The organism is Flavobacteriales bacterium, assembly GCA_025210295.1.
Taxonomy (GTDB): Bacteria; Bacteroidota; Bacteroidia; order Flavobacteriales_D; family Parvicellaceae; genus S010-51.
Map to the genome: position 1 here is coordinate 17,160 of JAOASC010000044.1, position 26,430 is coordinate 43,589.

The window sequence follows — 26,430 nt, forward strand, 5'->3', positions numbered from 1 at the left end:
AGTTCAAAACAAGATTTCTTATTTTTGTTTTTATGCACTATTTAGATGAATTAAACGAACCCCAAAGAGCGGCTGCAGAGAATATCAATGGACCAATGATGGTCATTGCAGGAGCTGGTTCTGGGAAGACAAGGGTATTAACATACAGAATTGCAAACATGATAGATAAAGGTATTGATCCTTTTAATATTCTATCATTAACGTTTACCAACAAAGCTGCAAAAGAGATGAAAGAGCGTATCTCGAAAATGTTGGGAGATGGGCAGTCCCGTAATGTATGGTCAGGAACATTTCACTCTATTTTTGCACGTATTTTACGTTCCGAAAGTGAACGAATTGGTTACCCGAGTAATTTTACCATTTACGATACACAAGATTCTCGTAGTTTGATTAAGGCCATCGTAAAGGAAATGGGCTTAGACGATAAATTATACAAACCGTCTATTGTAGGTTCGAGAATATCATCAGCAAAGAATAATTTAATTTCGCCTCAAGCTTATTTGCAGAATACAGATATTCAGGCAGACGACAGAGAAACAGGAAGGAAAAAGCTGGGTGAAATTTATATGGAGTATGCTAAACGTTGCTTTAAGTCTGGAGCGATGGATTTTGATGATTTATTATTCAAAACCAATGTGCTGCTGAAAAACTTTCCTGATGTTTTAGAGAAATACCAAAATAAATTTAAATATATCCTCGTAGATGAGTACCAGGATACCAACTATTCTCAATATTTAATCGTAAAACGATTAGCAGCCAAAAATCAAAACCTGTGTGTAGTAGGGGATGATGCTCAAAGTATTTATGCTTTCCGTGGTGCTGACATTCAAAATATACTCAACTTTAAGAAAGATTATCCTCAATACAAATTGTTTAAGCTAGAGCAAAATTATCGTTCTTCAAAAGTTATTGTAAATGCTGCAAATAGCATTATAAAAAACAATAAAAAACAGATCCAAAAAAATGTTTGGACAGCCAATGAAGAGGGAGAAAAAATGCGAGTGATAAAAACCTATTCTGATAATGAAGAGGGAAAGTTTGTTGCCAATGATATTTTTGAAACTAAGCAGAATGAGCAAGTCAATAACATTGATTTTGCAATTTTATATCGAACCAACGCACAGTCAAGATCTTTTGAGGAAGCCCTAAGAAAGCTTAATATAAAGTATCGAATTTATGGTGGACTATCATTTTACCAACGTAAAGAAGTCAAAGATTTAATTGCTTATTTTAGGCTTACAGCAAACCATGATGACGAAGAGGCGTTAAAAAGAGTAATTAATTATCCCAAAAGAGGAATAGGAAAAGGTAGTCTTGAAAAAGCAACTGTAGCAGCTAGAGAAAATGACGTTTCCCTATGGGAAATGTTAAGTAATCTGCCTAAGTATAATTTGGGAATTAATACTGGGACAACGAATAAAATTGTGCAGTTTACGACAATGATTAAGAGTTTTGCTACGAAATTGCAGACGATGTCAGCTGCTGATTTGGCCTATGAAATAGGTCAAGCGAGTGGTTTAACCCGTGAATTATACGCCGATAAGACACCAGAAGGAGTAGCTCGTTATGAGAATATTCAAGAGCTGCAAAATGGTATTAAAGAATTTACAGAAAAGAGTAAAGCTGATGGCGTAGATGTGTTTTTACCAGATTTTTTATTGGATGTCGCTTTATTAACTGATGCCGATAATGATGATGAAGAAGATAATGATAAAGTTACTTTAATGACAATTCATGCTTCTAAAGGATTGGAATTTCCTTATGTATATATTGTTGGACTTGAGGAAGCTTTGTTCCCGTCTCAATTAGCATTAAACTCGAGAGCTGAATTAGAAGAGGAACGTCGACTGTTTTATGTGGCGGTGACACGTGCAGAAAAAAAATGTACACTAAGTTATGCAATGAGTAGGTACCGTTGGGGAAATTTAATTTCTTGTGAACCAAGTCGTTTTATAGAAGAAATTGATGAACGGTTCTTAGACTTAGCTCAGGCAGGCAGTCCTTCAGAAATGATGGGGAGCCCATCGGCTACTGGTGGTGGAACAAGTAGTTTTGGGTCGAGAAATACAGGAGGTGGTGTAGGTGCTAAACAACAGTTTGGCAGTCGCTTTAGTAAGCGAACAGTGATTCCTAAAACAACCGCGACAACAAAACCAGCCGCTCATAAACCATCGTTTGGAAACCGTAATTTAAAGAAGGTCTCTTCAGCAAGTTCTGCGCCAAGTAAACCTGTAGATACTTCTAAGTTAGCAGTCGGAGTAATCGTAAATCACGATCGTTTTGGGAAAGGAAAAATTTTAAAAATTGAGGGGGAAGCCCCCAATTTAAAAGCCACCGTTTTGTTTCCATCTAGTGGAGAAAAACAATTGCTTTTAAAATATGCTAAATTAACAGTGATTGGGTAGCTTTATTTATTAACGGCATAAAAATTGAATGCCTAACTATTGAAAATTAGGCATAGAATGCTTATTATTACATTAATTTAAACAACTAGACATGAAAAAAACAACATTTATTTTAAGCATATTGGCTTTCTTATTTATTTCTATTTCAGGAATTTCTCAAACGGAAAAAGAGCTGTATGCACAAGGATTGAAGTATAAAAAGCAAGTGAACAACAAAAAAATGTTAGTCACTTTTAAGAAGCTGGTAGAGTTAAAACCAGAAAATGTAGATTACTTATCGCACTTAAGCTTTGCATTTAGTAAAGTAGGAGCAAACTTGGAAGAAGAAGCAACGCAATTAAAGTATTATGCTAAGGCTAAAACATTGGCAGCAAAAGCTAAAGGGTTAGACGATAACCATTCTTTTGCACATTATACTTATGCATTAGCATTAGCAAGAGAAAATGAGAATGCAAGTTCTAAAACAAAAATTTCTAATGCTAAAGAAATTCAAAAAGAATGTGACAAAGCATTGGCTTTAAACCCAAATGAAGCAGGTGCATACCATATTATGGGAAGATGGCATAGAACTTTTGCAGGGTTTGGAAAAACAAAGACTGCTTTAGTTAATACCTTTTTTGGAGGAAAACCAGAAGGAGGAACTTATGCAGATGCTGTTTCTAACTTGAAAAAGGCAATTAAATTAGAGCCTTGGTATATGCTACATACTTATGAATTGGCTGTTACTTACCATGAAATGGGGAAAGACGATTTAGCAAAAGAGTTTGTAAAGAAAGCGATGAAATTGCCACAAACTTATGAAGATGCTAAGAAATGCTATAAAAAATGTGAGGCTTTATTGAAAGAGCTAGAATAAGAAGTAATTTAAAAGAATAAATAAAAGCGTGTCATATTATAATGGCACGCTTTTTTTATGCTTTGTATTAAACCTTTCCCTTTTCAATTAGTCATAACAGTATATGAAATTAACACAACAACATAAAAACCATTTATACGCAAGAACTTCGTTTTTTACGCATCTTAAACACCAAAGTGATAGTGACAATGTAAAAACAGTTGTCGATACAATCATCAATAATCAAGTTGGTCAACCCATTACAATAGATTTGCCTGAATATAATCCGATTTCAATGAAAAAGCTTTCAAAAGCCAAGGGAAAAGCATTAAAACGAGCGTGGAAAAAGGAGGTGGTTCAAATCAATCAGAAATGGATTCAGCAGATGTTGGAGGAGGATAAGAGTTTTATAGAAAAAATGACACTGTTTTGGCATGGGCATTTTGCTTGTGATACAAGTAAGAATCCATATACAACTTTACAATTGAATAATCTTTTAAGAAAGCATGCTTTAGGGAACTTTAAAGATTTGTTGTTGGCAGTTTCACAGTCTGCGGGGATGATTAACTACTTGCATTTAAAGCAAAATAAAAAGAAAAAACCCAACGAAGATTTTGCCCGAGAATTGTGTGAGTTGTTTACCTTGGGAAGAGATGTAGATTATACGGAGAATGATGTCAAAGAAATTGCTAGAGCGTTTACAGGTTGGACAATTTCTCCAATGGGTGATTTTATGTTTAATGAAAAGCAACATGATGCAGGAGTAAAAACCATTTTTGGACAATCTGGGAATTTTAAAGGAGAAGATGTATTAAAGTTAATTACAGATAACCCCAATACCGCAAAATTTATAGCAACAAAACTTTATCGTTTTTTTGTTGTTGATCGATTGGATAAAGCTAACATTCAAGCAATCGCTCAAGTACTTTATGAATCAGATTATGACCTTACCAAGACAATGAAATACTTGTTCAATGCAACCTGGTTTTATCAGGCAGAGGGGAAGCTAATCAAAAGTCCGATTGATCTATTAGTGGGAATGGGAAAGACATTTGATTTAAAGTTTGTAAGAGCAAATATATTGATAAAGTATCAGAAGTATTTGGGGCAAGTTTTATTTAAACCACCAAATGTTGCGGGTTGGTCAGGAGGTAGAGATTGGATAGATGCTTCGCGATTAGCCTTTCGATTAAGGTTGGGGTCCCTCATTTTAAATAAAGGCAGTTTTCAAATAGATACAGGTGCAGATTTGGATGAGCGTTCTGAGGATAAAGTGAATGCTAAATTTACACGTTTTTATGAAGAAATTAATTGGCAAAGCTTTGCAGAAAATATAAAAGGAGGAAACGTATATGATGTACTGATAAGAACAGAAAACCCCATTCTAAGAGCGCAATTTAGTGATAAAGAAAAATCAACAATTGTAAAGTTAATCTCAACACCAGATTATCAATTAACCTAATACTAAAGACTATGAAAAGAAGAGAATTTTTAAAAAAGACTGGGGTCATTACAGCAGGATCTTTATTGCTGCCTTCATTTTTGAGAGCGAATTCATTTTCAAATTCATTAGTAAATGGAATGAAAAGGTTAGTAATTGTTCAACTCAGTGGTGGAAATGATGGGATAAATACTGTTGTTCCTTATGGATTAGATGAATATTATAACAATCGAATAAGGATAGGTTTAAAAGAAGAAAGCTTGTTAAAAATCAATCATCAATTTGGTTTTAATCCAGCATTAAAGGGACTTTATAAATTACATCAAGAGGGAATGGTATCTTTAATCAATTCGGTAGGATACCCTAACCCTAGCCGTTCGCATTTTAGGTCCATGGATATCTGGCATACCGCTTCTAATTCTGAAGAGTATAAAACATCAGGATGGATAGGACAATATCTAGATAGTTATTGCCAAAATGCATACCAAGCAATAGAGTTAAATGGGAATTTATCATTAGCACTAAAAGGAAAAACAAAAAGTGGAATAGCTTTTACCAATCCTGAGGCATTTTATAAGAGCATCAATGCTCCATTTTATCAGGAATTGAAAGCGATAAAAACTACCAATACTGAATTAGATTTTATGTACAAAGTATTTAACGATACCAAAAATTCAGCAAAGTATATTTACGATCAACACCAGCTTGTTTCCAATACCGTCGATTATGGAAGAGGAGTTTTTGGACAACAATTAAAAGAAATAGCTACGCTCATACAATCAGATATACAAACGCCTGTCTTTTATACAGCGCTAAAAGGGTTTGATACGCATGTCAATCAATTGGGAAATCATAATCGTTTATTAAAGCTTTTAGATGAAGGGTTAAGTGCTTTTGTAGCAGATTTGGAAAAAGATGATTTAATGAAAGAGACTACCATCTTAGTCTTTTCAGAATTTGGAAGGCGATTAAAAGAAAATGCAAGTAGAGGAACAGATCATGGAGCAGCCAATATTTCTTTTGTAATAGATAAGAATTTATCTCAACAAGCACATCAATTCAATACCATTGATTTGTCGGACTTACATAGAGGAGACCCGAAATATCAAGTAGATTTTAGAAGTATTTATCAAGAACTTTTAACCCATCGTTTAAATGTTGATGCAAAAAAAGTTTTGGGAAAATCATATCAAAGTTTAGGGTTGTTTTAAGCCCTAAACTTTATTCTGTTACTTTCTCAGTCAATTCCAAGTCAATTTGCTTTTTAATTAGATCAACATGCTTAACCCAAACAGTTACTTGTTGACCTAAATGAAACTTGTTGTCAGATTGGAACGATTCTAATTGTTTAGATTTATGATTGTAGAAAAAAGAGCCATCTTCAATGGTTCGTATATGTGCAAGCCCTTCGCATTTAGTCTCGTTTAATTCTACAAAAATTCCCCATTCAGTTACTCCCGTTATTTTCCCCTCGAAGACTTCACCAATTTTATCGCTCATAAACTTCACCTGCATGTATTTAACTGATGCACGTTCAGCATTTGTGGCTTCTTTTTCAGTAGCAGAAATATGTTGGCAACGATCTTCTAGGTCGTTTGTAATATATTTTTTGTTGGTAAGCTTAGCTTGTAAAATTCGATGGACTAATAAATCAGCATATCTTCTAATTGGTGAAGTGAAATGTGCATAATAACGGAATCCTAATCCATAATGTCCAATGTTTTCAGTTGAATATTCGGCTTTAGACATCGAACGAATGACCATTGGCCCAATAATATGCAATTCATCTTTTGCTTTGGCTTCAAGCATTACTTTATTCAAAGCATAAGCAATAGGCTTGTTTTTAACCTCTTTTATTTGATAACCAAATTCATTTAAAAAGATTTTTAAATCCGCTATTTTTTCACTGTTAGGTTCATCATGAATACGGTAAACTAAAGGAACAATCGTTTTGTTTTTTGCAGGTTCCCCAACAAATGCTGCGACACGTTTATTGGCGAGAAGCATGTACTCCTCAATCAGTTTATTTGCATCTTTAGATACTTTTAAAACGATTCCTAAAGGATTCCCATCTTCATCCAATCGAAAACGTACTTCTTGACTTTCAACATTTAACGCGCCATTTTCTAAGCGAGCTCCTCGCATAATCTTAGCAATGCGATCCATTTCTAAAATCACTGGACCATAAGTCTCGTCAGTAACAGTTCCTTCGATGATTTCTTGAGCTTGCTCGTAAGTAAAACGTTTGTCGGAATATATAATTGTTTTTCCAAACCATTCTTTGAGTACTTCTCCTTTTTCGTTAAACTCAAATACAGCAGAAAACGTTAGCTTAGTCTCTTCTGGTCTTAATGAGCATAATTTGTTGGATAAGACTTCAGGTAACATAGGAATTACTCGATCTACTAAGTATACAGAGTTCCCTCTAGCATAAGCTTCCTGGTCTAATGCTGAGTTGGGGAGTACATAATGACTCACGTCAGCAATGTGAATCCCAATTTCTATATTTCCATTTTCGAGTTGTTGATACGATAATGCATCGTCAAAATCTTTTGCGTCAACTGGATCAATGGTAAAAGTAAGAATGTCTCTAAAATCTCTTCGGTCTTTTACAACCTCATCGTAGTTGGCTTCCTTAATATTATTGGCTTCCTTTTCAACTTGTTTTGGAAATTCATACGGGAATCCAAATTCAGATAAAATAGAATTCATCTCTACATCAATGTTTCCAGGCATTCCTAAACGATCTATAACAGCTCCAAATGGACTTTTATTATTGCTCGGCCATGTTAGCAATTTAACTTTAACTTTTTCACCGTCTTTTGCTCCGTGTAAATGTCCTCTATCAATAAAGAAGTCAACAGGCATGTTCTTATCATCTGGTCTAACAAATACAGCTCTAGAAGATTTATCTACAGTTCCTATAAATTCAGTTCTGTTGCGTTCAACAATTTCAATGACTTTCCCTTCTTGCTTTCCTTTTCGTTCAGAAACAGCAACGCGCACTGTATCTTTTTGTAGGGCTTTACCTGTATTGGAAGAATGAATATATATATCATCTTCTCTACCTTCAACAATCAGATAAGCAGAACCTCTTGAATTAAAATCAATTTTTCCAATTAATTCTTCTTGCTCTTGTCCTGCATAGTTTGCTTTGTATTTTCCACTACCTACATGTCTAATCCAGTCATTCCCCTCAAGTTCAATAAGTATGGTGTTCATTAGCTTTCGTTCATTTCCATTCGCTAAGCCTAATGCTTTAGACATATCTTTGTAGTTGAAAGCTGTTTCGGGGTTGTGGTCAAAAACTTTTAAGGTTTTCTGAATTAATTTTTTCTTTAAAGTAGCTGGGGTTTTTCTTTTATTTCTTTTTTTACTCATATTTTAAATTTAACATCACTAGACTGATTTATAAAATCGATATAATGTGATGGAACATCGTGTTTGATTGATTTGGCGATGTTGGTTTGAATAGCTCCTTTGAAACTTTGTGTACTAAGATATTGAAAAACGATTTTCAATGGAATAGTTAAGGAGTTTAGATGATTAGCTCTCGTAAAAGATACTAATTTTTAAATTAAATAGTAGTTGAATAACTTTAATTCGTAGCAAAAGTAATGATATTCTGATAAGAATGTATTAAAAAAATGTTATTTTATTGTTTGGTTGATTTAAACTATTGGTTTTTGACTAAAAAGAAATCATTCTTTAATCACCTTAATTGTTTGCTTAGATTGCTCCAGGTGTATTAGATAAGTCCCTTTTGGATAATTAGAAAAATCAAGTGTATTGGTGTTGGAGTAATTTTGAAGCATTTGGCCTTGTATATTTAAGATCTTGATGGTTTCGTTGGGGTGAATTCCCTCAATCTTCAGTAACCCATTTGTTGGATTAGGGTAAGCAATAGATTTTGATTGCTTTAGTTGTTGATTTAATCCAGAGAGTTCAGGGATTTTAAATTGAAATAAGATAACAGCATTAGGTTCCAAAGTAAAATTTAAAGAACCATTAGGTAGCAATGTTGCGATACTGTTTAATGCTTGATTAGTAGTAAGTTGTTGTATGGCATTGTTTTGACTAACTCCAGCATTAATCAATGAATCGTAAGTGAATTGATTGTTGTTATGGTTGTTATCAATTAGAAAATAATGTCCAGAATAATTGTTGCTGTATCCATTAATAGATAATTGGATTGTTCTGGCTATTGTTTGTAGACTATCATAATGTTCGTAGATAGGAATAGCATTGTTTATAGCTATGTTGATAGGGGTTGAGCTGGGAATAGTAATTAGTCCTTTATAAATAGAGTCTAGGTGGGATAAGTCATTTGCAGAGATATTAATGAATCCTTGAGCATCTAACTCGCTAGCATTAAAATTGCCTTCATATAAGGTATAGTTAAAGGCTTCAGCAAATGCAGGAGGAATATAGTTCCCGATCAAGATGTTTAGCGTGTCATTTGAGAGGGATTGTATCACATCTAAAGGAGCACTAGTTGTATGTTTGATGGTTTGACCTTTTAATTGGTTAGCCAATAATAAACTATTGTATGCGGGTTTGTGTATTGCGCCATAGCTTACTAAGCCATAATCGTTGTGAAATTCATTGGAAGATTGACTAAAATCTTGCCATGCAGCAACAAGATTGTTGTCGATCCTAGTGTTTGCAATAGCAATTAAGTTTTTAATAAAATAAGATTTTTGAATAGGCGTGTCGCGACTAACAGAAGGTGCGTTCCATTCACTAACGATAAGTTCAGGTGTATTTTGAGAATGACTCGTGTATTTGTAGTTGATATAGTCTACAGCATTCTGATAAGTCTGATAGGTATGGTTAAAATTATGCCAAGAAATAAAATCAAGGGGTTTGTTCCATAAAACAGAAGAGTCAATTAAAGCTCCAATTAAAGAAGTGTTAGCAATAGTATGAGTTAAATATCCATAAGGAGGTTGAGTATAAATATGATTGCCCCAATAGTTGGTAGCAGGTCCGCCTACTGGAATATTGTTATTCACTGCTTTTATTGCAGCATAAGTATTACTAAATAATTCAAAAAACTCAGCTTCAGTTCCAGTCCAAGAACCTAAGTCTGGTTCGTTCCAAATTTCAAAATAAGCATTGGTAATGCCATAGTCATTTACTAATTTAGAGGTAATGGCTGTAATTGCGCTGTTCCATTGAGTATAGCTAGATGGTGGTTTAGTATTTAATACATACCATCCAGGAGTTGTAGCAGGAGATCCGTCATTTGAGCTACTTAGCCAAGCGGGCATTTTTTCGAAAATAAAAATAAGTTTATCAGTCTTAGCAGCTAAAGATTGAATAATAGTGCTAACATTATCCAAATATGCTAAGCTTTGATTAATGTCACTAGAATTGTTAATCGCACTCTCAATAATATGTGTACGAATAGCATTTTGATGAATGCCATTGTTTAAAAAGTCAGCTTGAGCTTCTTGAGTTTTGGGAACATAAAATACCCCAGGCGTATAATTCTGATTGATAGAAGCCTCTATAGAATCAGGGTAGCTTGTAACAATTGTTTGGGCAATACTAATGTGGTAAAAGCTTAATGCTAATAAAAAGAGATAAATCAACTTCATAAAACACAGTTTTTAATAGACCAATATTAGCAAAATTTAGTCCATAATTTACAAATTATAGATTAAATTTTGATTCAATTGATTTATCGTGTTTTAAAATAAGTGTACTAAATGTTTACCTAGGAACTTCAACTGCTTTGATAATTTCTTGAATAATATTGGCTTCTGTCATTCCTTCCATTTCAGCTTCAGGAGTTAAAATAATTCTATGGTTGATGACGTGATAAGCGACATATTGAACATCATCAGGAATTACAAAATCTCTTCCACGCATTGCAGCCATTGTTTTGGATGCTTTTAGCATAGAAAGTGAAGCTCTTGGAGATGCTCCTAAATATAATTTTCCGTGATTACGTGTGTTATGGGTAATTTCTGCAATGTATTTAATAATAGAATCTTCCACTCTTACCTGTGAAATGGTTTCTTGTATGGTTTTAAGGTCTGCTTTAGAAAAAACATTGGCAATTTTATCAAAATCAACAGAGATACCGCTTTTGTATCTGGTAAGGATATCTTTTTCTTCATCTAAGGATGGGTAATTTAAGTTGATCTTAAATAAGAAACGGTCCAACTGAGCCTCTGGTAAACGATAAGTACCCTCTTGTTCAACAGGGTTTTGTGTTGCTATTACTAAGAATGGGAAATCCAATTTATGGGTAACACCATCGTAAGTAATCTGGCGCTCTTCCATAACCTCAAATAAAGCCGCTTGGGTTTTTGCAGGAGCCCTGTTGATCTCATCAATTAATGCAATGTTGGTGAAAATAGGACCTTTCTTAAACGAAAATTCACTTGTTTTCATGTTGAAGATTGATGTCCCTATAATATCAGAAGGCATCATGTCAGGGGTGAACTGAATTCTTGAAAAATCAACAGAAAGTGTTTGAGCAAGAACTTTAGCTGTGAGCGTTTTAGCTATTCCAGGAACTCCCTCCAATAAAATATGACCGCCACTAAATAGACCAATTAATAGTAAATCAACCATTTCGTGTTGCCCTACTAAGTAGTTAGAAATTTCATTCCTAGCTTTAGTTATTTTTTCATTGATTAACGACAAATCAATTCTAGAGCCACTGAAAGAAGTAGAATATTCTTGACTTGCAGCCGCAATAGGTTGTTCGGTAATTGGAGCTTTAGCTGTTTGAGCTTGCTCTTCTTGTGGCTGTTGTGCATTGTTTTCAGGTTGAGTTGGGTTGTTTTCTTCCATTTTAATCCAGAATAATTGGTCTTATATTATACTTTAGTTGGATAAATATACACAATTACTTATCAACATAAGAACATCAAAAAAATAAAAATTTAATTTTAAAATAAAACACTTACATTTGTTAAATTGGAGGAATCTTTTTTATGCCATCCTATTTTGAGGGTATAAAGTATGTTTACCCAATAACATGAAAAAACTTAGTGCAGTTATATTATTCATTGTGAGCTTAACTTTTTGTAGTGTTGCTCAAGACTCAGCAAGTGTTGAGATGCCTAATGTTTTTACTCCTAACAATGATGGAATAAATGATGTTTTTAGGCCAACTTATGTTGGAATTGAAAAGGTAACTGGATACATCTATAACCGATGGGGAGAAGTGATCTACCAATGGTGGGGAGTAAAAGGCTATTGGGATGGATATACTTTTCCTGCAGGAGTGGCTGTACCAGAAGGTACATACTACTATGTGGTGAAAGCTTATTCCTATGCCGAAGAAGAAATTATAAAAACAGGAGTAGTTAGCTTAAAAAGATAATCATTTTACAGCATTTTTCGAGGTCTCAAAAAAAACCATTACATTTGTCCGCTCTTTTTTTGGAAAAGAGCTTTTTTTAGATAATTAAATCAATAGAGATGAACGAGTCGATAAAAGAACTTTTAGGGAAATTGTCATTGCGTTTTCAATCGCATCCATGGCATGGAATAAATATAGGAGAAAATGCTCCAAACGAAATAATGTCATTTATAGAAATGACACCAAGTGATACTGTTAAATATGAAGTAGATAAAGAATCGGGATACATCATGGTGGATAGACCACAGAAATTTTCGAACATTATGCCAGCTTTATATGGTTTTGTTCCACAAACTTATTGTGCCGAAGAGGTTGCTGAGTTTTGTATGGAGAAAACAGGAAGAGATGGTATTGTGGGAGATGCAGATCCTTTAGATATCTGTGTGCTTTCTGAGAGAGATATTACACATGGGAATATTTTAGTTCCTGCTATTCCAATAGGAGGGTTTAGAATGATTGATGGAGGAGAAGCTGATGATAAGATTGTTGCCATTCTAAAAGGAGATAAAGTTTATGGTGAGTGGGATGATATTTCGAAATGCCCAGAAGCTTTAGTTCAACGTTTAAAGCACTATTTTTTAACCTATAAAAATGTGCCTGGAGACGGAAAGAAAGTAGAAGTAGAAATTACACATACCTACGGAAAAGAAGAAGCAATTGAAGTGATTAAAAGAAGTTACAACGATTACAAAAAGCATTTTGGAATTGTTGAGGAACAAATTGCTCAATAAACTTTAATAAAAAAAGTAATAAAAAGAGCCATTCAAATAGAGTGGCTCTTTTTGTTTTTAATCTTTACAGTCTTTGGCTATTTTTAAAACTTCAATAATTGAAGCTTTTTGTACATCTTCATAATTGTGATATTTCTCAGCAACAACATCTACAGCGCAATCACAATACTGCTGTGCTTTATCTGCTCCAATTAGTCGACTGGATTTTTCTTCACAATTATTGACAAATTCTTTAATTTGTTTTTTGGTCCAATATTTAGCCGCAGCTTTAGCAAGTGAAGCGCATGAACCTAATGTGAAGATCACAAATGGAATAATAAGTAGCTTTTTCATAAAAACAGTTGAGTAAAAAATTCAAAACAAAAGTATCATTTTAAATTAAATTATGCTTTATTCCCTTTTGCACAGCTTCCATTTTATTGTGTACTTGAAGTTTTTTATAGCAATTTTCTATGTGTTTTCTAACTGTAGCAGGACTTATAATAAGATTGTCTGCAATTTGATGATAATTTAACCCTTTAGAAAGTTGCTCTAAAATTTCAGTTTCTCTTTTAGTAAGAGAAAAATCTTGCATTTCACCTTTATTCTTTAACGCTTCTGGTGATCGTAATAAATGTAAGGTTCTAAGGGCTATCGATGGCGTCATGGCAGCTCCTCCTTCTAGAACGTCAATAATGCCTTTGTATAAGAGGTCAGGGGTAGTCTCTTTTAGTAAGTAACCATCAGCACCTGCTTGAATTGCTTTAAAAATATAAGCGTCACTATCAAAAATAGTGAGCATAATCACTTTGATTTGTGGGTATTTATTTTTGATGAGTTGAGTGGTTTCAATGCCATCCATGATGGGCATTTGTATGTCCATTAAGATAACATCAATATGATGGTTTTCTTGGAGTTTCTCTAATAAATCTTTTCCATGTTCTCCTCTATACTTTAATGTAAAGTCGGAGAATAATGATAGCTTATCCTTTATAGACTCAAATAAAAAACTATTATCTTCTGCTACTGCTATTTTTATTTTCATACTCAATGCATCTATCCTCCAAAACTAATTATTTTTTACAGGAATTAATATACGTCATATAGCTAGTTTGATTTAGCACTACCATAAAAAGAAAAAACCGAGCTCAAAAAGCTCGGTTTTTACAAAAATAAAACACTACTATATTGAAAAAAATAGCTTAACTCAATTTTGAGTTTAAGCTAGTCCAAGGACCACCGTTATAAGCATCAATACCGTTTTGTTTAAGTATCGAAGTCGCTTGTCCACTTCTTGCTCCACTTCTACAAACTGCTATTACTGCTTTGTTTTTCTTTTTGATGTCATTAACTTTTTTAGAGATTTGATCTAAAGGTATATTTTGAGAACCTTTATAGTGCCCTTGTTTGTACTCTCCTGTAGTTCTAACGTCTATTATCATAGCACCGTTCTCATAAATTTCTTTAAAATTTACTTTAGATTTTAATCCTAATATTTCTAATAACCCCATTTATCGTTGATTTAAATTGATGCCACAAATGTATTATTACCATAAAGGACACACAGTAACAATAGTTACAATGAACAGCTTTTTTAGGGTTTAACTTTTCTTAACAAGGTCTGAAATACTAAATTTTGTTTTTTCAAGTTTTATTCATAGATTTATTACAACGAAACAACAAAAACAAGGTAAAATTATGTTAGGATTAAGTAAGAAAGTACTTAAAGGCGTAAGTTTTGATAAGTATTTGTTTCAGAAAGAATTGAAAAAGTCAATTCGATATATAAAGAAAGAAGACTTATCTAAATTTTATGTTTGGTGCTTAGCTTCTTTTGCCATGTACAATGATATTATTGTAGATGCATTTGAAGCGGTTTGAAAAAACAAACAATTTATTAGTTAAATTTTGAAGAGCAATATAGTCTAATTCTATATTGCTTTTTTATTTTTGTATTTGATGAAAAGTTCCTATTTGTTTTTGATGATTTTTACAATGGTAAAAATAAGCTTTGGGCAGCAAGATACATTGCCTGAAGTTGAGGTTGAAGCAAATAAGATTAATACCCCTTCTCAGACTTATAAGTCGATTCCTTTAAAATTATCTGGGGCCAATAATTTGGGAGCTGTGCTCTCCGAAAATACACCAATTTATATCAAGTCCTATGGGCAAGGTAGCTTGTCTACAGTTTCAATTAGAGGAGGAAGTGCAAGTCAAACACAAATAATATGGAATGGCTTTTCAATTAATTCCCCAACACTAGGCCAAAGTGATTTGGCTATTGCATCAACTTCTTTAATTGATGTTGCAGCTGTTCATCTTGGGGCGAGTAGTATTGTTAATACTAGTGGTGGGTTAGGTGGCGCAATTCAATTGTCTAATCAAACAACATTTGATAAAAGAATAAACCTTGATGTAACCAAAGAGTTGGGAAGTTTTGGAATAGATAATACTACTCTGAAGTTAAAGGTAGGAAACAAGAAATGGCAGTCTTTTACTGGACTTGTAAAAAAGCATGCAGACAATAATTTTCAATATCGAGACTTTTTACAAAAAGAACCTCAGGTTATTCGCCAAACGAATGCTAATTATGACCAATTAGAGCTGGCTCAAAATTTTTATTATCATGCTTCCAATCATCATCGGTTAAACTTAAAAACTAACCTAACAATGTCTCAGCGGTTGCTCCCACCAGTGATGGGAGTAAAGACAAGAGGTGAACGTCAAAAGGATGACGTGCTTAAAACAGCATTAGAATGGAGCTATAATAAAGACAAGTATTTTCAACAAGTGGCTTTTGGATATTTTTATGATTTTTTGAATTATATAGATACCATGAGTGCTATCGACTCCAAAGTTCAAATTAATGCTTATAAAGCTTATTATAAAGGTAAATATTATGTGAATGATTCAATTCAGTTGAGGGCGTCATTAAATACAGAAAGGGTGATAGCGAACTCTTCTGGGTTTGATGGAGAAAAGGAACAGTTGAGAAATGCCCTATTCCTAGAGTATTATCAAAACCTTAAGTATAACCTTTCCTATACCTTCTCGCTTAGAAAAGAGTTGATTTCATCAGTTGTATCACCCATTGTACCTGCGTTATCTTTAAAATGGTATATAAAGAAACAACATCAAGTGCTTTTCTCTGCTGCACAAAACTTTCGGGCTCCAACACTAAATGATTTGTTTTGGAGCCCAGGAGGAAATCCTGATTTGCAACCAGAAGAAGGGAAGATGACTGATTTGGGATATACATACAAGACGAAAGAATTTAGTTTAGGACTAACAGGTTATTATTCCTTGATTCAAAATTGGATTCAATGGTTGCCATCCCATGAGGGGTATTGGAAACCTCAGAATATTAAGGAAGTTGAATCATACGGCGTAGAATTGAATGGCGTAAAAAAAATAAAGCTAAAAGGGGTAACTCTTGATATACATGGAGGCTATAATTTAGTTTTTTCAAAAAATAAAAAGACAAACATTGAAAATGATTTGTCAATAGGAAAACAACTGATTTATGTTCCTCAAAATTCAGCAAATATTAGCATGAACTTAGCATATAAGACTTTCTATTTGACCTATCAACAATCCTACACAGGAGTAGCATTTATTGATGCTGGAAATCAGGTGTATATGCCTTATTTTGCTCCCGCCACTTTAGGTTTAGGTTGGAAAGCTGCTGGTAAAAAAGCTAAAAATAGATTGGAAATAATCACTAGTGTTGTTAATTTATTTGATGAAGAGTATCAGATTATTGCAAATAGACCTATGCCTGGTAGGTATTATACTTTAACAATTAAGGTAAACTTTAAAAAATAAAAGAGATGAGAACGTTATCGATATTGTTAATTATTGGGCTATTACTTGGGGCATGCCGAAAAAAAGAGGTTGGCCCACAACGTATAGACGGAACAGCTTATCATAAAGAAGCTGGTAGTAAGGTTGTGATCGGCTGTGAAGGTAACTTTGGCTGGGGAAATGCTTCAATGTCTGTCTATAATGCAGAAACGAAAGTCAACGTCAATCAGGTGTTTAGCACGCAAAATAGTCTTCCATTGGGAGATGTTTTTCAGTCGTCAACATTGTTTAATGGAGATTTATTTGTGGTGGTCAATAATTCAAATAAAATAGAAGTTGTAGATACGACTAATTTTTTATCAAAAGGAACCATTACAGGACTTACAAGCCCACGTTATTTTTTAGGTGTTTCTCCATCAAAAGCGTATGTGTCTGATTTGTATGCTAATGCAATAACGATCGTTAACCCGACTACTTTTCAAGTTACTGAATCTATTCCTGTTTCAGCATGGACAGAGCAGTTGGTTTTACTAGATCAAACGGCCTACGTAACACAAAAGGGCTCCAACCAAGTTTTATTAATTGACGTTACAACAGATGCTATCATAGATTCGATAACTGTTGGACGAGAACCCAATAGTTTAGTGTTGGATACTTTTGATAATCTTTGGGTGTTATGCAGTGGAGGAGTGAATGAAGCGATCCCGTCATTAGTTCAAATTAATACAGCGACTAATACTGTAATGAAAGAGTTGTTTTTTAGCTCCATAACCGAATCTCCTAACAACTTACAGATAGATACTAGTGGAACACAGTTAATTTATTTGAATAGTGCAATTTATCAGCAGTCCATCTCGTCCAATACCATGAATCAGACACCTGTGTTGAATGCAGGGAATATCGTTTATTATGGATTGGGAGTGAATCCATATAATAACGAAATCTATTTATCGGATGCAAAAGATTATGTTCAAGCAGGAACAGTATATCGTTATTCACCAACGTTAGAGCTAATTGATCATTTTAATACTGGGATTATCCCACAAGATTTTACATTTTTAGAAAACTAATGGGAAACTCATAAAATGGCTAAACTTATTCAAGTTAAAGTGCTCATGAGTTATTTAAATGGATAAGGGAATAACGGTTTTCACTTTTTTAAATGTATCGCATTTTCATGATAATCGTTTTATCTTCCTGAGAAAGGTAAAACTTAAAGTCATCAAAAGCAGGTTCCGTGACGCCTTTGTGGTAGTAGTTAGAAAAGGCAAAGCCTTCAGTGGGGATAAAGAATATAAAATTCATTTTCCAATTTTTATCTTCATCATCCATCAGAGCAAGACCATAAATGTTGGGGGTAAGGTTGGGGATACTCGTAGTTAAAACTCCATCTTTAACAGTTGTTTTGGGTACTGCTTTCCATATAATAGGTTGCTTAGCTTGGTAATTCTTTTCGTTTGTATATACACCAATCAAAAGTTGTCCTTTGTTGTTTTTTATGTCTGTAACTTTTATGTTGACCGTTTGCGATAAACAACAAAAAGATGTTAAGACAACTGCTATTATAAGATTAAGAACTTTCATTTATAAATACCTCAATTTCATGACGACAGTTTTATCATCTTTTCCAAGGTCAAAGTCAAAATCATAAAATTTAGGTTTACTCATTCCTGTATGGTAGTAATCAGAAAATGCAAAACCTTCTTTAGGAAGTATTAAGCCATAAGTCATCTCACGATCAAAATCTTCGTCATCTAGCAAAGCAATACCATAAGTTCCTGGTGATAGTCCCTCAACTTTGGTGGATATTTTTCCATTTTGAACTTTTGTTTTGTAAACCGTGAGTTTTTTTACTGCTTTTTCATTAACGTAATCAGTTTGATTAGTGTAAATCCCTAATAAAAGTTGGCCTTTATTATTCCTAATGTTTGTAAATTCTATAGTTAATGTTTGGGCATACATAGAAAACAGCATTCCCATTAGGAAAAATGTTAATACTAAATGTTTTTTCATGTCTAATAAACTAAACGAACCAATACTTGGTTGTATCAATTTCAAAAAATTTTTGTTTTTCTTTCCATTCTTTAAATGCAACTCTAAAGAGCTGGACCATTTCTTTGTCTTCTAAGAAATAACTTGTTGGTTGGTCTTTAACGAGAAGGTGTTGCTTAATATTGTCCTTTAGGTAGTTTTTCCAAAAAGTTGAAGCATGTGTTTTTGCTTCATTTTTACCTACTTCTCGAAATTCTAAAATTGTCTTAGAAGCTTGTTTAGCATCATTGGTGTAGTCTTCTCCACGTTCTAGAATTTCAACCAATTCTGCATTTGATTTATTAGCATAAGTATTAAGCAGTGACATTTCTCCTTTCTTTATTCATCTTAGAAAAATAGGCTGTCCTTAGGTTGAAGTCTTGGCTGTTTTCAATTGGTGTATGAATAGAACTAAAAATATCCATAAACTCTTCGTTGTGATTCTTGGGCTTTCCTGTTTTGATATCAAAGTGCACCAAGTTTACCCAGTTTAAAGCTTTCAAATGGGTCTTTTCTAAATCCCACATTTTCATTTCGATAAAAAGATGTTTATTTCCAAAATCTAAAACCTGAGACTCAATTAAGATATCTTCATTGACATTGGCTGGAACCAAATAGCTAATCATATTACTCGTAACAACCCATCCTAAGTTTTCTTTAAATGCTAATTCCCCCGTTTTAATTCCAAAATTAGCTTCAAATTGATCTTCCCTAGCGTTTACAAAATAATCCAAATACCTTGCATTATTAAGGTGTCTAAAAGGATCTGAATCCTGAAAACGAACTTGATAGGTAGATTGTAATATGTTTGATTTATTTTCCATTTTGTTTAGTAATGTGTTTGTCTAATAATGAATTGGCTTGTTTGTTAAATTGATTTTGAAAAAAAGTAGTTCCGCCAACTAAAGAACCCACCAGACCAAAAGCTTGTTTGGACCATTTTTTAAAACTAAAATGATCGGTATGTTTAATGATTTTACCATCTTTAAATTCAAACTCTGCGTCTATGATGTTGTGCACTTTTTTACCTGTTGCCGAAAACGTGTACCAAGCTTCCCAATGTGCTTTTCCCGTTTGTTCATTGGCATCAATTCCTGAGAACTCCATTTTTAGATCTTTACCAGATATACATAGCATTTCCCACATTGCACCTGCACGTTCGCCCTGTAAGATGCCAAAAGCTGGATCTTCAAAAACAATATCCTTATGATAACATTCGGCCATTGTTTTAGCGTCTTTTGCTTGAAAAGCAGTATAAAATTTTGTCAAAAGTGCTTTATTGTCCATAAGAGTTAATTACCTTTGGTTTATGTTTACGAATATAAACAAATATCCTGTTTGTTTTAAAATAACTTCAAAATGAGATTTTTAATACTATTCCTAATTACTCCATTTATTTTCTATTCACAAACTCCTCAGGAATATGGGAAAGATATTGTGAAAACCTTAGCCTCTCCAGAGTTTTATGGCCGAGGATATGTGAATGATGGAAGTGAAATTGCGGCTGATTTTGTCGTTGAAAAATTTAAAGAGTATGGTTTAAAACCATACCATAACACCTATAAACAACCTTTTAATTTAACAGTGAACACATTTCCAACAGTGGTAGAAATGACTATTGATGGAAAAGCTTTAGAAACAGGTAAGGAGTTTGTTGTTTCTCCAATTTCTGGAAGTTGTCATGGGGAGTATGTTCCATTTTGGATCGACAGTGCCAACTTTCCAAAGGTGATAGAAGACCTAAAATCCATGCGAATGAACGGTACGACGGCTTTTATAATGGATAAAAAAGGAATAAGTAACAAAGATACTTTAGCATTATTCAATGAGTTAAAATATTACCTTTCTACATTAGGGCCTGTAATCACAATAGAAGAAGAAAAGTTTACATGGTCTGTAGGTCGTCAAGAAGCTTCCAATGCTATTGTTGCCGTATTGAGAAAGAACATTTCTAAGTCGATAGAAAAAGTAGCGTTTAATATTGAAAATAAGTTGGAAGAAAACTATGAAGTAGCAAATGTTATAGGGTATATTGAGGGGAAGTGTAAAAAGAAAAATATTGTAATCACTTCCCATTTCGATCATTTAGGAATGATGGGGCAAAAGACTTATTTTCCAGGAGCTAATGATAATGCTAGTGGAACGGCAATGTTTCTTTATCTAGCTCAATATTATTCAACACATCAACCTAAATACAACATTGTTTTTATGTCATTCGCAGCTGAAGAAGCAGGAATTTTAGGTTCTAAACATTATACAGAACACCCACTATTCCCTTTGGATGAAATTAAGTTTCTAGTGAACTTAGATTTAGCAGGAACAGGAGAGGAAGGGGTAACAGTGGTTAACGCAACCCTTCATAAAAAGGAGTTTAAAAAACTAGGAAAAATCAATTTAAAAAATAATTATATGGAAAAAGTGAAGTTAAGAGGCCCTGCTGCAAATTCTGACCATTATTTCTTTACTCAAAAAGGAGTTCCAGCCTTTTTTATCTACACCAATGGAGGAATTAAAGCTTATCATGATGTGTATGATAAATCAGAAACATTGCCATTAACTGAATTTAACGATTATAGTGAGTTGCTAATAGCTTTTATAAAAAAGCTGTAACCCGTCCGCATAAATTAATGGCATTTTCTGTGATTATTGAAAAGATGTGATAATTATAAGCCTCCTAGAATATATTTAGTAACTTTAGACCTCTAAAATTACTATAGTCATGACAGAAATTAAATTAAATGAAAAGCTAGAGAACGCTAGTTCAATATATCTCGTAGAAAAAATAGAAGATTTACCTGCTAATACTTGCTCGTCAAAGGAGTTAGACTATATCACAGGAAAATTGAAAGAGAACTTTGATTACGCTATTGTTAATCAATATGATGAGCGAATAGTAGTGGTAAAAGTTGCCAAAGAAAATACCTATCAAAACGTAGAAAAAGTAAGAAAAGCTGGAGCTAAAATTTTGAGTGAGCTCAACGGAGCTAAAGTAGCAAATGTTCATGTTTTTGGAAATGAAGCCAGTTCATTGGCTATGGCTGAAGGAATGGCTTTAGCAAATTATCAGTTTTTAAAATATTTTAAAGATGCTGATAAAAAACAAAATGCCCTGGCAGCAATTAGTCTGATTTCAGATTCAATTGGAGCGCAAAAGGTCTTAGAATTAGTTGCTGGAATAGAAGCAAACTCATGGGCAAAAGACCTTGTCAATGAGCCTTTATCCTTTTTAACGGCAACGGAGCTTGCCAATCAAATAGTGGAGAAAACAACTCCTGTTGGAGTTAAAGTTGAGGTGTTAGATCAGTTGAAAATAGAAACACTAAAGATGGGAGGTTTACTAGCTGTAAATCAAGGGAGCTTAGATCCTGCTACATTCACCATTATGGAATGGAAACCAGAAAATGCTAGAAATGTTAAGCCTATCGTTTTGGTTGGGAAAGGAATCGTTTACGATACGGGAGGTTTGAGTCTTAAGCCAACAGCAAACTCTATGGATTTTATGAAATCAGATATGGGAGGAGCAGCTGCAATGGCTGGAGCGATATATGCCGTTGCTAAAGCTAAAATTCCTGTTCATGTAGTGGGATTAATTCCTGCTACAGATAACCGCCCAAGTGGAAATGCTTATGCGCCAGGAGATGTAATTAATATGTATAACGGGTTAACTGTTGAAGTGTTAAATACAGATGCAGAGGGACGTATGGTCATGGCTGATGCCTTGAGTTATGCTAAAAAATATGAACCAGAGTTGGTAATCGATGCAGCAACACTTACTGGAGCAGCTGTTGCAGCTTTAGGGCCAGAAGCATCTGCAATAATGGGAACTGCTGATGAATCGGTAATGAGCGCATTGAAAACAGCTGGAGTTGATACTTATGAAAGAGTGGTTGAATTCCCGTTTTTTGAAGAATATGGAGAGTATTTAAAATCAGATATTGCTGATTTAAAGAATATTGGAGGGCCATTAGCAGGAACAATTACTGCGGGTAAATTTCTTGAGAATTTTACTGATTATCCATGGGTTCATGTGGATATTGCCCCAACAGCTTGGAGTAAGGCAACTAAGGGGTATACCTCTAAAGGAGCAACAGCGAGTGGTGTACGTTTGTTCTTTGAGTTTATTAAGAATTACACAAAATAAGTATGAGTAATAAGAAAGAAAATATTAGAGTAGGAATATCAGTAGGTGATATCAATGGTGTTGGAATGGAAGTGATCATGAAAACACTTAAAGATAATCGAGTCTTAGAAGATATTACTGTTATCGTCTATGGTGCTGCTCGTTTAACATCTTACTATAAAAAAACTTTGGGATTCAATCAGTTTAACTTTGTAAAAACAGAGAGTGCTGAAAAGGCTAAACCTAATAAAGCAAACTTAATTAATGTATGGCAAGATGAGGTAAAGATAACAATGGGAGAATCAACAGAAGACGGAGGGATTTATGCGCTGAAGTCTTTAAAAGCTGCTACAGAAGATTTGGCTGGAGGAAAGATTGATGTATTGGTTACCGCTCCAATTAATAAGCATAATATTCAAAGTGAACAGTTTAATTTTCCTGGGCATACAGAATATTTAACACAATATGCTAATGCTGATGAATCACTCATGTTTATGATTGATGAAGGGTTAAGGATAGGAGTTGCAACGAATCATATTCCTTTAAAGGAGGTGTCTGAGGTGCTAACCAAAGAGTTGATTGCTGATAAGGTCAGGTTGATGGTCGCTTCTTTGAAAAAAGATTTTGGAATAGAAGAGCCTAGAATCGCAGTTTTAGGGTTAAATCCTCATGCTGGAGACGATGGGTTGTTAGGAGACGAAGAGGAAGAAGTAATTATCCCTGCTCTTGAAGATTTAAATGAAGAAGGAATAATGGCTTACGGCCCTTATGCTGCTGATGGTATTTTTGGATCAGAAAATTATTATAAATTTGATGCAGTTCTTGCCATGTATCACGATCAAGGATTAGTTCCTTTTAAAGCTTTGTCTAGAGGGAATGGAGTCAATTTTACAGCAGGCTTGCCTATTGTAAGAACATCGCCCGACCATGGAACAGCGTTTGATATTGTTGGAAAAGGAAAGGCTTCAGAGGCCTCGTTTAGAAATGCCTTATTTACAGCTGTAGATATTTTTAGAAATAGACAACACTATAAGCAAATAACAGCCAACCCTTTGCCAATAAAAGAACATAAAAAAGAATATCATAAGAAATAAAAAAAGGCTTGAGTTTTTTCAAGCCTTTTTTATTAATTCTATTCTAATTAGGTACAAAGTTTTAACCTTTTAGGTAAGAAGAAAGCATCCACAGTGTCTTTTCTGATTCAGAGATGTAGTCACTCATTAAACTTGCAGTCCCCTCATCTTCAGCGTCGCTTGCCATACTTAAAATCTCACGTTCTTTTAAAATGATAGTAGAGAAGTTACTCACAATGATTTTGATTCCCTCTATACCATTTGTAATTCCTTTTTCAGCTTTAATATCGGATTGATTAAGGTAGTCTTCAAATGTATGTAAAGGCTCTCCTTCTAAGGTTAAAATTCGTTCAGCTATTTCATCTACTTTAAGAACAGCATCGTTATAAAATTCCTCAAATTTTAAGTGAAGTTCAAAAAACTCACGCCCTTTAATATTCCAATGTAAGCCTCTTAGGTTTTGATAAAAGAGCTGGTAATCAGCAAGTAATAAGTTGAGTTTTTGACTAAGTTTTTCTGCTGCTTCTTTATTGATTCCAATTAAATTCTTCATGATTCGTTGTTTTTTTATTTTGTTACCACAAAGATCATTAGTTTATTGGTATAAATCAAATTGATAGTTTTTATACCAGTATAAGAATAATTTATATCCTAATCCATTGTAAAATGAAAGCTGTAATGTTGGGAAGTTGATAATGATAGTGAGCCACACTTACTGGATCATTTTGCGTAGATGGAAGTTTTTCTTTAGCATTGATTTGTTCACGTTCATGAATTAATTTCATTTTGTAAATACCGTCATTAATCGTTTCTACTTTGGAAATAATCGCTTGAGTTGTAATGATATTTTGGTCAAAAAATACTTCGGCAGTTTCATTTTCAAAGTCGATGTCGAATGAAGTGATGCCATTTGTTTTACTCATCTCTTTTTCAATAACACCTTTACATCCATGTTCACATACCATACCATCGATTTCAAAGTTGGCAATCCAATTTTTAGGAGCTTTAGGGGTTGTGTTACTTGAACAAGCATTAAACACAAAAAAAGTAATTGTAAGGGCGAGTAAAGTAACTATTCTGATCATAATGGTAAATATTGTGAATACAAAATTAATGAAAATAGTTAAAAGCAACTTTTAACTATTGCTTTTTAACAATTCTTAAAAAGATAGTGACTACATTTGCCCCTCAAAAAAAAATAAATGTCTGAAACGCTTAAATCTTGGTTGTTGTTGATTTTACTTTCTTGTGTATGGGGAAGTTCTTTTGTACTTATCAAGATGGGACTGTTTGATAGTGCTGGTGCGGTACGTTTGCCTGCGGATCAATTAGGAGCGCTAAGGGTTACTTTTGCTTTTTTGGCTCTGGTTCCAATTCTTCTCAGAAGTTTTAAATACCTCAGTAAAGATAATTTTATTTTTCTGATGATAGCAGGTGTGTGTGGAAATGGTCTGCCCGCTTTTCTTTTTGCTTATGCTGAAACGACACTGAATAGCTCAATTACAGGGATGTTAAACTCCTTAGTTCCTTTATTTACTATTATTATTGGCGCTGTTTTTTTTAGTTTTAAAATTAAAAAGATTCATTTGATAGGAATTGCAGTCGCTGTATTGGGAACATTTTTGATTGTACAAGAAAAATTGATTGGAGTTAAGATAACAACTGGAATGTTGTTGCCATTTTTTGCGCTAATTTTAGCCACGATGTGCTATGCTACTAGTTTAAATGTTATTAAATATAAGCTGGTGAACGTAAAATCAACGGCGATAACAGCCTTGTCATTTTTTATGATTTCGCCATTTGCCATAGGTTATTTGATAAGTTCTGATTTTACCACTCGAATACAAACTCAAGAGAATATATTACCTGGGGTAGGAGCAATCCTGATTCTGGCAATAGTAGGAACGGCTACAGCAGTTTTACTCTTTAACAAATTGATTAAAATAAGTTCACCTATTTTTGCCTCTTCAGTCACCTATTTTATTCCGATTGTAGCGATTATTATTGGGTGGATCATTGGCGAGTCAATATCCTTACTTCAGTTACTTGGAATGGGAGTATTAATAGCAGGGGTTTTGATTATCAATAGAGGAAAGTAACCATTGGATTTAATATTTCTTTTCCTTAGGATGAGTAAGTACATTCTTCATGAGTTCGTCGACTATATGCTCAACAGCAGGGCATGCCTCTGCATTTTTAAGCAATAATGGTAACATCTTTTTTTGAGAACGCATACCTGTTAAGGGGTAATCAGCACAAGCTTTAGGTCGTACATCATAAATAGAACAATAATTATCACTCCCTAAAAAAGCACAAGGAACTTGCTTTAGCACATAATCGTCATCTTCATCAATTCTAAGGTACTCATCGACAAATTGACCAGGCTTCATTCTGAAATGTTTGGATATTCGACTAATATCTTTGCTTGTAAAAAGTGGTCCTGTTGTTTTGCAACAGTTGGCACAGTCAAGACAATTAACAACTTTGAATGCTTTTTCATCTGCTGTATTGATGATACGATCTAGCTCTCCATCCTTTTTTTGTTTTAATTGTCGGAGGAGTTTATTGTTACGGTTATTAATCGCCTTTTTGCTTAATGGTTTACTTTTAGACATAGGGAAAGGTTA

27 protein-coding genes are annotated in these 26,430 nt (G+C 33.8%); 13 read left to right on the top strand and 14 right to left on the bottom strand.

Annotated elements, in window-relative coordinates; genetic code table 11:
* Positions 1 to 32: 32 nt before the first annotated feature.
* The 4 genes from N4A35_13010 to N4A35_13025 all read left to right on the top strand — a co-directional run bounded on the left by N4A35_13010 (position 33) and on the right by N4A35_13025 (position 5,892).
* The gene (locus N4A35_13010) at positions 33 to 2,405 is read left to right on the top strand and encodes a UvrD-helicase domain-containing protein (protein MCT4582326.1); all 2,373 of its coding nucleotides are present in this window, start codon (positions 33 to 35) and stop codon (positions 2,403 to 2,405) included.
* 91 nt (positions 2,406 to 2,496) lie between these two features.
* Positions 2,497 to 3,261: a hypothetical protein gene (locus tag N4A35_13015; GenBank protein ID MCT4582327.1), complete on the top strand. Its 765-nt coding sequence runs from the start codon at positions 2,497 to 2,499 to the stop codon at positions 3,259 to 3,261.
* Between the two features lie 103 nt (positions 3,262 to 3,364).
* Positions 3,365 to 4,702: a DUF1800 domain-containing protein gene (locus N4A35_13020; protein MCT4582328.1), complete on the top strand. Its 1,338-nt coding sequence runs from the start codon at positions 3,365 to 3,367 to the stop codon at positions 4,700 to 4,702.
* A gap of 11 nt (positions 4,703 to 4,713) precedes the next feature.
* Entirely contained in the window at positions 4,714 to 5,892 is a 1,179-nt protein-coding gene (locus N4A35_13025) for a DUF1501 domain-containing protein (protein MCT4582329.1), read from the top strand.
* 10 nt (positions 5,893 to 5,902) lie between these two features.
* On the opposite strand, the gene rnr is transcribed toward N4A35_13025, so the two are convergent.
* The 3 genes from rnr to N4A35_13040 form a co-directional block, all read right to left on the bottom strand.
* Positions 5,903 to 8,062 carry a ribonuclease R gene (rnr, locus tag N4A35_13030; GenBank protein MCT4582330.1) on the bottom strand — a complete coding sequence of 720 codons (2,160 nt, stop codon included), beginning with the start codon at positions 8,060 to 8,062 and terminating at the stop codon, positions 5,903 to 5,905.
* A gap of 320 nt (positions 8,063 to 8,382) precedes the next feature.
* Positions 8,383 to 10,284, bottom strand: a complete 1,902-nt coding sequence (locus tag N4A35_13035) for a T9SS type A sorting domain-containing protein (protein ID MCT4582331.1) — start codon at positions 10,282 to 10,284, stop codon at positions 8,383 to 8,385.
* A 115-nt stretch (positions 10,285 to 10,399) separates the two neighbouring features.
* Entirely contained in the window at positions 10,400 to 11,491 is a 1,092-nt protein-coding gene (locus N4A35_13040) for a MoxR family ATPase (GenBank protein ID MCT4582332.1), read from the bottom strand.
* A 187-nt stretch (positions 11,492 to 11,678) separates the two neighbouring features.
* On the opposite strand from N4A35_13040, the gene N4A35_13045 reads away from it, so the two are divergent.
* Positions 11,679 to 12,026, top strand: a complete 348-nt coding sequence (locus N4A35_13045; GenBank protein ID MCT4582333.1) for a gliding motility-associated C-terminal domain-containing protein — start codon at positions 11,679 to 11,681, stop codon at positions 12,024 to 12,026.
* 131 nt (positions 12,027 to 12,157) lie between these two features.
* Positions 12,158 to 12,796: an inorganic pyrophosphatase gene (locus N4A35_13050; GenBank protein ID MCT4582334.1), complete on the top strand. Its 639-nt coding sequence runs from the start codon at positions 12,158 to 12,160 to the stop codon at positions 12,794 to 12,796.
* Positions 12,797 to 12,853: 57 nt separating this feature from the next.
* On the opposite strand, the gene N4A35_13055 is transcribed toward N4A35_13050, so the two are convergent.
* From N4A35_13055 to N4A35_13065, 3 genes are all read right to left on the bottom strand, one after another.
* Positions 12,854 to 13,129, bottom strand: coding sequence for a hypothetical protein (locus N4A35_13055; GenBank protein MCT4582335.1), 276 nt, complete (start codon positions 13,127 to 13,129; stop codon positions 12,854 to 12,856).
* 40 nt (positions 13,130 to 13,169) lie between these two features.
* Complete coding sequence (locus N4A35_13060; GenBank protein ID MCT4582336.1) at positions 13,170 to 13,820, bottom strand: response regulator transcription factor; 651 nt, start codon at positions 13,818 to 13,820, stop codon at positions 13,170 to 13,172.
* A 157-nt stretch (positions 13,821 to 13,977) separates the two neighbouring features.
* The gene (locus N4A35_13065) at positions 13,978 to 14,286 is read right to left on the bottom strand and encodes a rhodanese-like domain-containing protein (protein MCT4582337.1); all 309 of its coding nucleotides are present in this window, start codon (positions 14,284 to 14,286) and stop codon (positions 13,978 to 13,980) included.
* A gap of 187 nt (positions 14,287 to 14,473) precedes the next feature.
* On the opposite strand from N4A35_13065, the gene N4A35_13070 reads away from it, so the two are divergent.
* The 3 genes from N4A35_13070 to N4A35_13080 all read left to right on the top strand — a co-directional run bounded on the left by N4A35_13070 (position 14,474) and on the right by N4A35_13080 (position 17,649).
* The gene (locus N4A35_13070; GenBank protein ID MCT4582338.1) at positions 14,474 to 14,656 is read left to right on the top strand and encodes a hypothetical protein; all 183 of its coding nucleotides are present in this window, start codon (positions 14,474 to 14,476) and stop codon (positions 14,654 to 14,656) included.
* A gap of 114 nt (positions 14,657 to 14,770) precedes the next feature.
* Positions 14,771 to 16,600 carry a TonB-dependent receptor gene (locus N4A35_13075; GenBank protein MCT4582339.1) on the top strand — a complete coding sequence of 610 codons (1,830 nt, stop codon included), beginning with the start codon at positions 14,771 to 14,773 and terminating at the stop codon, positions 16,598 to 16,600.
* A 5-nt stretch (positions 16,601 to 16,605) separates the two neighbouring features.
* On the top strand, positions 16,606 to 17,649 hold the full coding sequence (locus N4A35_13080) for a hypothetical protein (protein ID MCT4582340.1): 1,044 nt from the start codon (positions 16,606 to 16,608) through the stop codon (positions 17,647 to 17,649).
* 88 nt (positions 17,650 to 17,737) lie between these two features.
* Here the strand turns inward: N4A35_13080 and N4A35_13085 are convergent, their stop codons facing one another.
* The 5 genes from N4A35_13085 to N4A35_13105 are packed head-to-tail and all read right to left on the bottom strand — an operon-like array spanning position 17,738 to position 19,897.
* Positions 17,738 to 18,163 (bottom strand): DUF2141 domain-containing protein, encoded by a 426-nt coding sequence (locus N4A35_13085; GenBank protein ID MCT4582341.1) that lies wholly within the window; start codon positions 18,161 to 18,163, stop codon positions 17,738 to 17,740.
* Positions 18,164 to 18,592 (bottom strand): DUF2141 domain-containing protein, encoded by a 429-nt coding sequence (locus tag N4A35_13090; GenBank protein MCT4582342.1) that lies wholly within the window; start codon positions 18,590 to 18,592, stop codon positions 18,164 to 18,166. It abuts the gene before it with no gap.
* Positions 18,593 to 18,602: 10 nt separating this feature from the next.
* Entirely contained in the window at positions 18,603 to 18,938 is a 336-nt protein-coding gene (locus N4A35_13095) for a hypothetical protein (GenBank protein ID MCT4582343.1), read from the bottom strand.
* Positions 18,925 to 19,434 carry an acyl-CoA thioesterase gene (locus N4A35_13100; protein ID MCT4582344.1) on the bottom strand — a complete coding sequence of 170 codons (510 nt, stop codon included), beginning with the start codon at positions 19,432 to 19,434 and terminating at the stop codon, positions 18,925 to 18,927. The genes N4A35_13095 and N4A35_13100 overlap by 14 nt, the downstream gene beginning before the upstream one ends.
* A complete protein-coding gene (locus N4A35_13105; protein ID MCT4582345.1) occupies positions 19,424 to 19,897 on the bottom strand; it encodes a nuclear transport factor 2 family protein in 474 nt (157 codons plus the stop codon). Before N4A35_13105 ends, N4A35_13100 begins: the two co-directional genes overlap by 11 nt.
* Positions 19,898 to 19,969: 72 nt before the next feature.
* Between N4A35_13105 and N4A35_13110 the strand changes: the two genes are divergently transcribed.
* The 3 genes from N4A35_13110 to pdxA all read left to right on the top strand — a co-directional run bounded on the left by N4A35_13110 (position 19,970) and on the right by pdxA (position 23,824).
* Positions 19,970 to 21,220 carry a M28 family metallopeptidase gene (locus N4A35_13110; protein MCT4582346.1) on the top strand — a complete coding sequence of 417 codons (1,251 nt, stop codon included), beginning with the start codon at positions 19,970 to 19,972 and terminating at the stop codon, positions 21,218 to 21,220.
* A gap of 109 nt (positions 21,221 to 21,329) precedes the next feature.
* Positions 21,330 to 22,751 carry a leucyl aminopeptidase gene (locus N4A35_13115; GenBank protein MCT4582347.1) on the top strand — a complete coding sequence of 474 codons (1,422 nt, stop codon included), beginning with the start codon at positions 21,330 to 21,332 and terminating at the stop codon, positions 22,749 to 22,751.
* A gap of 2 nt (positions 22,752 to 22,753) precedes the next feature.
* Entirely contained in the window at positions 22,754 to 23,824 is a 1,071-nt protein-coding gene (gene pdxA / locus N4A35_13120) for a 4-hydroxythreonine-4-phosphate dehydrogenase PdxA (GenBank protein ID MCT4582348.1), read from the top strand.
* Between the two features lie 61 nt (positions 23,825 to 23,885).
* Here pdxA and N4A35_13125 read toward each other — a convergent pair whose 3' ends face one another.
* Both N4A35_13125 and N4A35_13130 read right to left on the bottom strand, forming a co-directional pair.
* Entirely contained in the window at positions 23,886 to 24,356 is a 471-nt protein-coding gene (locus N4A35_13125; protein MCT4582349.1) for a DNA starvation/stationary phase protection protein, read from the bottom strand.
* A 91-nt stretch (positions 24,357 to 24,447) separates the two neighbouring features.
* Positions 24,448 to 24,888 carry a cation transporter gene (locus N4A35_13130; protein ID MCT4582350.1) on the bottom strand — a complete coding sequence of 147 codons (441 nt, stop codon included), beginning with the start codon at positions 24,886 to 24,888 and terminating at the stop codon, positions 24,448 to 24,450.
* 117 nt (positions 24,889 to 25,005) lie between these two features.
* Between N4A35_13130 and N4A35_13135 the strand changes: the two genes are divergently transcribed.
* Complete coding sequence (locus N4A35_13135) at positions 25,006 to 25,902, top strand: DMT family transporter (protein ID MCT4582351.1); 897 nt, start codon at positions 25,006 to 25,008, stop codon at positions 25,900 to 25,902.
* 9 nt (positions 25,903 to 25,911) lie between these two features.
* On the opposite strand, the gene N4A35_13140 is transcribed toward N4A35_13135, so the two are convergent.
* A complete protein-coding gene (locus N4A35_13140; protein ID MCT4582352.1) occupies positions 25,912 to 26,418 on the bottom strand; it encodes a YkgJ family cysteine cluster protein in 507 nt (168 codons plus the stop codon).
* Between the last annotated feature and the right edge of the window lie 12 nt (positions 26,419 to 26,430).

Coding starts and splice junctions, on each gene's coding strand:
- N4A35_13055 (MCT4582335.1), bottom strand. CDS start 13,129: ATGAAAAAGCTACTTATTATTCCATTTGTGATCTTCACATTAGGTTCA.
- rnr (MCT4582330.1), bottom strand. CDS start 8,062: ATGAGTAAAAAAAGAAATAAAAGAAAAACCCCAGCTACTTTAAAGAAA.
- N4A35_13115 (MCT4582347.1), top strand. CDS start 21,330: ATGACAGAAATTAAATTAAATGAAAAGCTAGAGAACGCTAGTTCAATA.
- N4A35_13075 (MCT4582339.1), top strand. CDS start 14,771: ATGGTAAAAATAAGCTTTGGGCAGCAAGATACATTGCCTGAAGTTGAG.
- N4A35_13135 (MCT4582351.1), top strand. CDS start 25,006: ATGTCTGAAACGCTTAAATCTTGGTTGTTGTTGATTTTACTTTCTTGT.
- N4A35_13130 (MCT4582350.1), bottom strand. CDS start 24,888: ATGATCAGAATAGTTACTTTACTCGCCCTTACAATTACTTTTTTTGTG.
- N4A35_13025 (MCT4582329.1), top strand. CDS start 4,714: ATGAAAAGAAGAGAATTTTTAAAAAAGACTGGGGTCATTACAGCAGGA.
- N4A35_13035 (MCT4582331.1), bottom strand. CDS start 10,284: ATGAAGTTGATTTATCTCTTTTTATTAGCATTAAGCTTTTACCACATT.
- N4A35_13070 (MCT4582338.1), top strand. CDS start 14,474: ATGTTAGGATTAAGTAAGAAAGTACTTAAAGGCGTAAGTTTTGATAAG.
- pdxA (MCT4582348.1), top strand. CDS start 22,754: ATGAGTAATAAGAAAGAAAATATTAGAGTAGGAATATCAGTAGGTGAT.
- N4A35_13020 (MCT4582328.1), top strand. CDS start 3,365: ATGAAATTAACACAACAACATAAAAACCATTTATACGCAAGAACTTCG.
- N4A35_13015 (MCT4582327.1), top strand. CDS start 2,497: ATGAAAAAAACAACATTTATTTTAAGCATATTGGCTTTCTTATTTATT.
- N4A35_13010 (MCT4582326.1), top strand. CDS start 33: ATGCACTATTTAGATGAATTAAACGAACCCCAAAGAGCGGCTGCAGAG.
- N4A35_13110 (MCT4582346.1), top strand. CDS start 19,970: ATGAGATTTTTAATACTATTCCTAATTACTCCATTTATTTTCTATTCA.
- N4A35_13090 (MCT4582342.1), bottom strand. CDS start 18,592: ATGAAAAAACATTTAGTATTAACATTTTTCCTAATGGGAATGCTGTTT.
- N4A35_13105 (MCT4582345.1), bottom strand. CDS start 19,897: ATGGACAATAAAGCACTTTTGACAAAATTTTATACTGCTTTTCAAGCA.
- N4A35_13140 (MCT4582352.1), bottom strand. CDS start 26,418: ATGTCTAAAAGTAAACCATTAAGCAAAAAGGCGATTAATAACCGTAAC.
- N4A35_13065 (MCT4582337.1), bottom strand. CDS start 14,286: ATGGGGTTATTAGAAATATTAGGATTAAAATCTAAAGTAAATTTTAAA.
- N4A35_13100 (MCT4582344.1), bottom strand. CDS start 19,434: ATGGAAAATAAATCAAACATATTACAATCTACCTATCAAGTTCGTTTT.
- N4A35_13040 (MCT4582332.1), bottom strand. CDS start 11,491: ATGGAAGAAAACAACCCAACTCAACCTGAAAACAATGCACAACAGCCA.
- N4A35_13095 (MCT4582343.1), bottom strand. CDS start 18,938: ATGTCACTGCTTAATACTTATGCTAATAAATCAAATGCAGAATTGGTT.
- N4A35_13125 (MCT4582349.1), bottom strand. CDS start 24,356: ATGAAGAATTTAATTGGAATCAATAAAGAAGCAGCAGAAAAACTTAGT.
- N4A35_13080 (MCT4582340.1), top strand. CDS start 16,606: ATGAGAACGTTATCGATATTGTTAATTATTGGGCTATTACTTGGGGCA.
- N4A35_13045 (MCT4582333.1), top strand. CDS start 11,679: ATGAAAAAACTTAGTGCAGTTATATTATTCATTGTGAGCTTAACTTTT.
- N4A35_13060 (MCT4582336.1), bottom strand. CDS start 13,820: ATGAAAATAAAAATAGCAGTAGCAGAAGATAATAGTTTTTTATTTGAG.
- N4A35_13085 (MCT4582341.1), bottom strand. CDS start 18,163: ATGAAAGTTCTTAATCTTATAATAGCAGTTGTCTTAACATCTTTTTGT.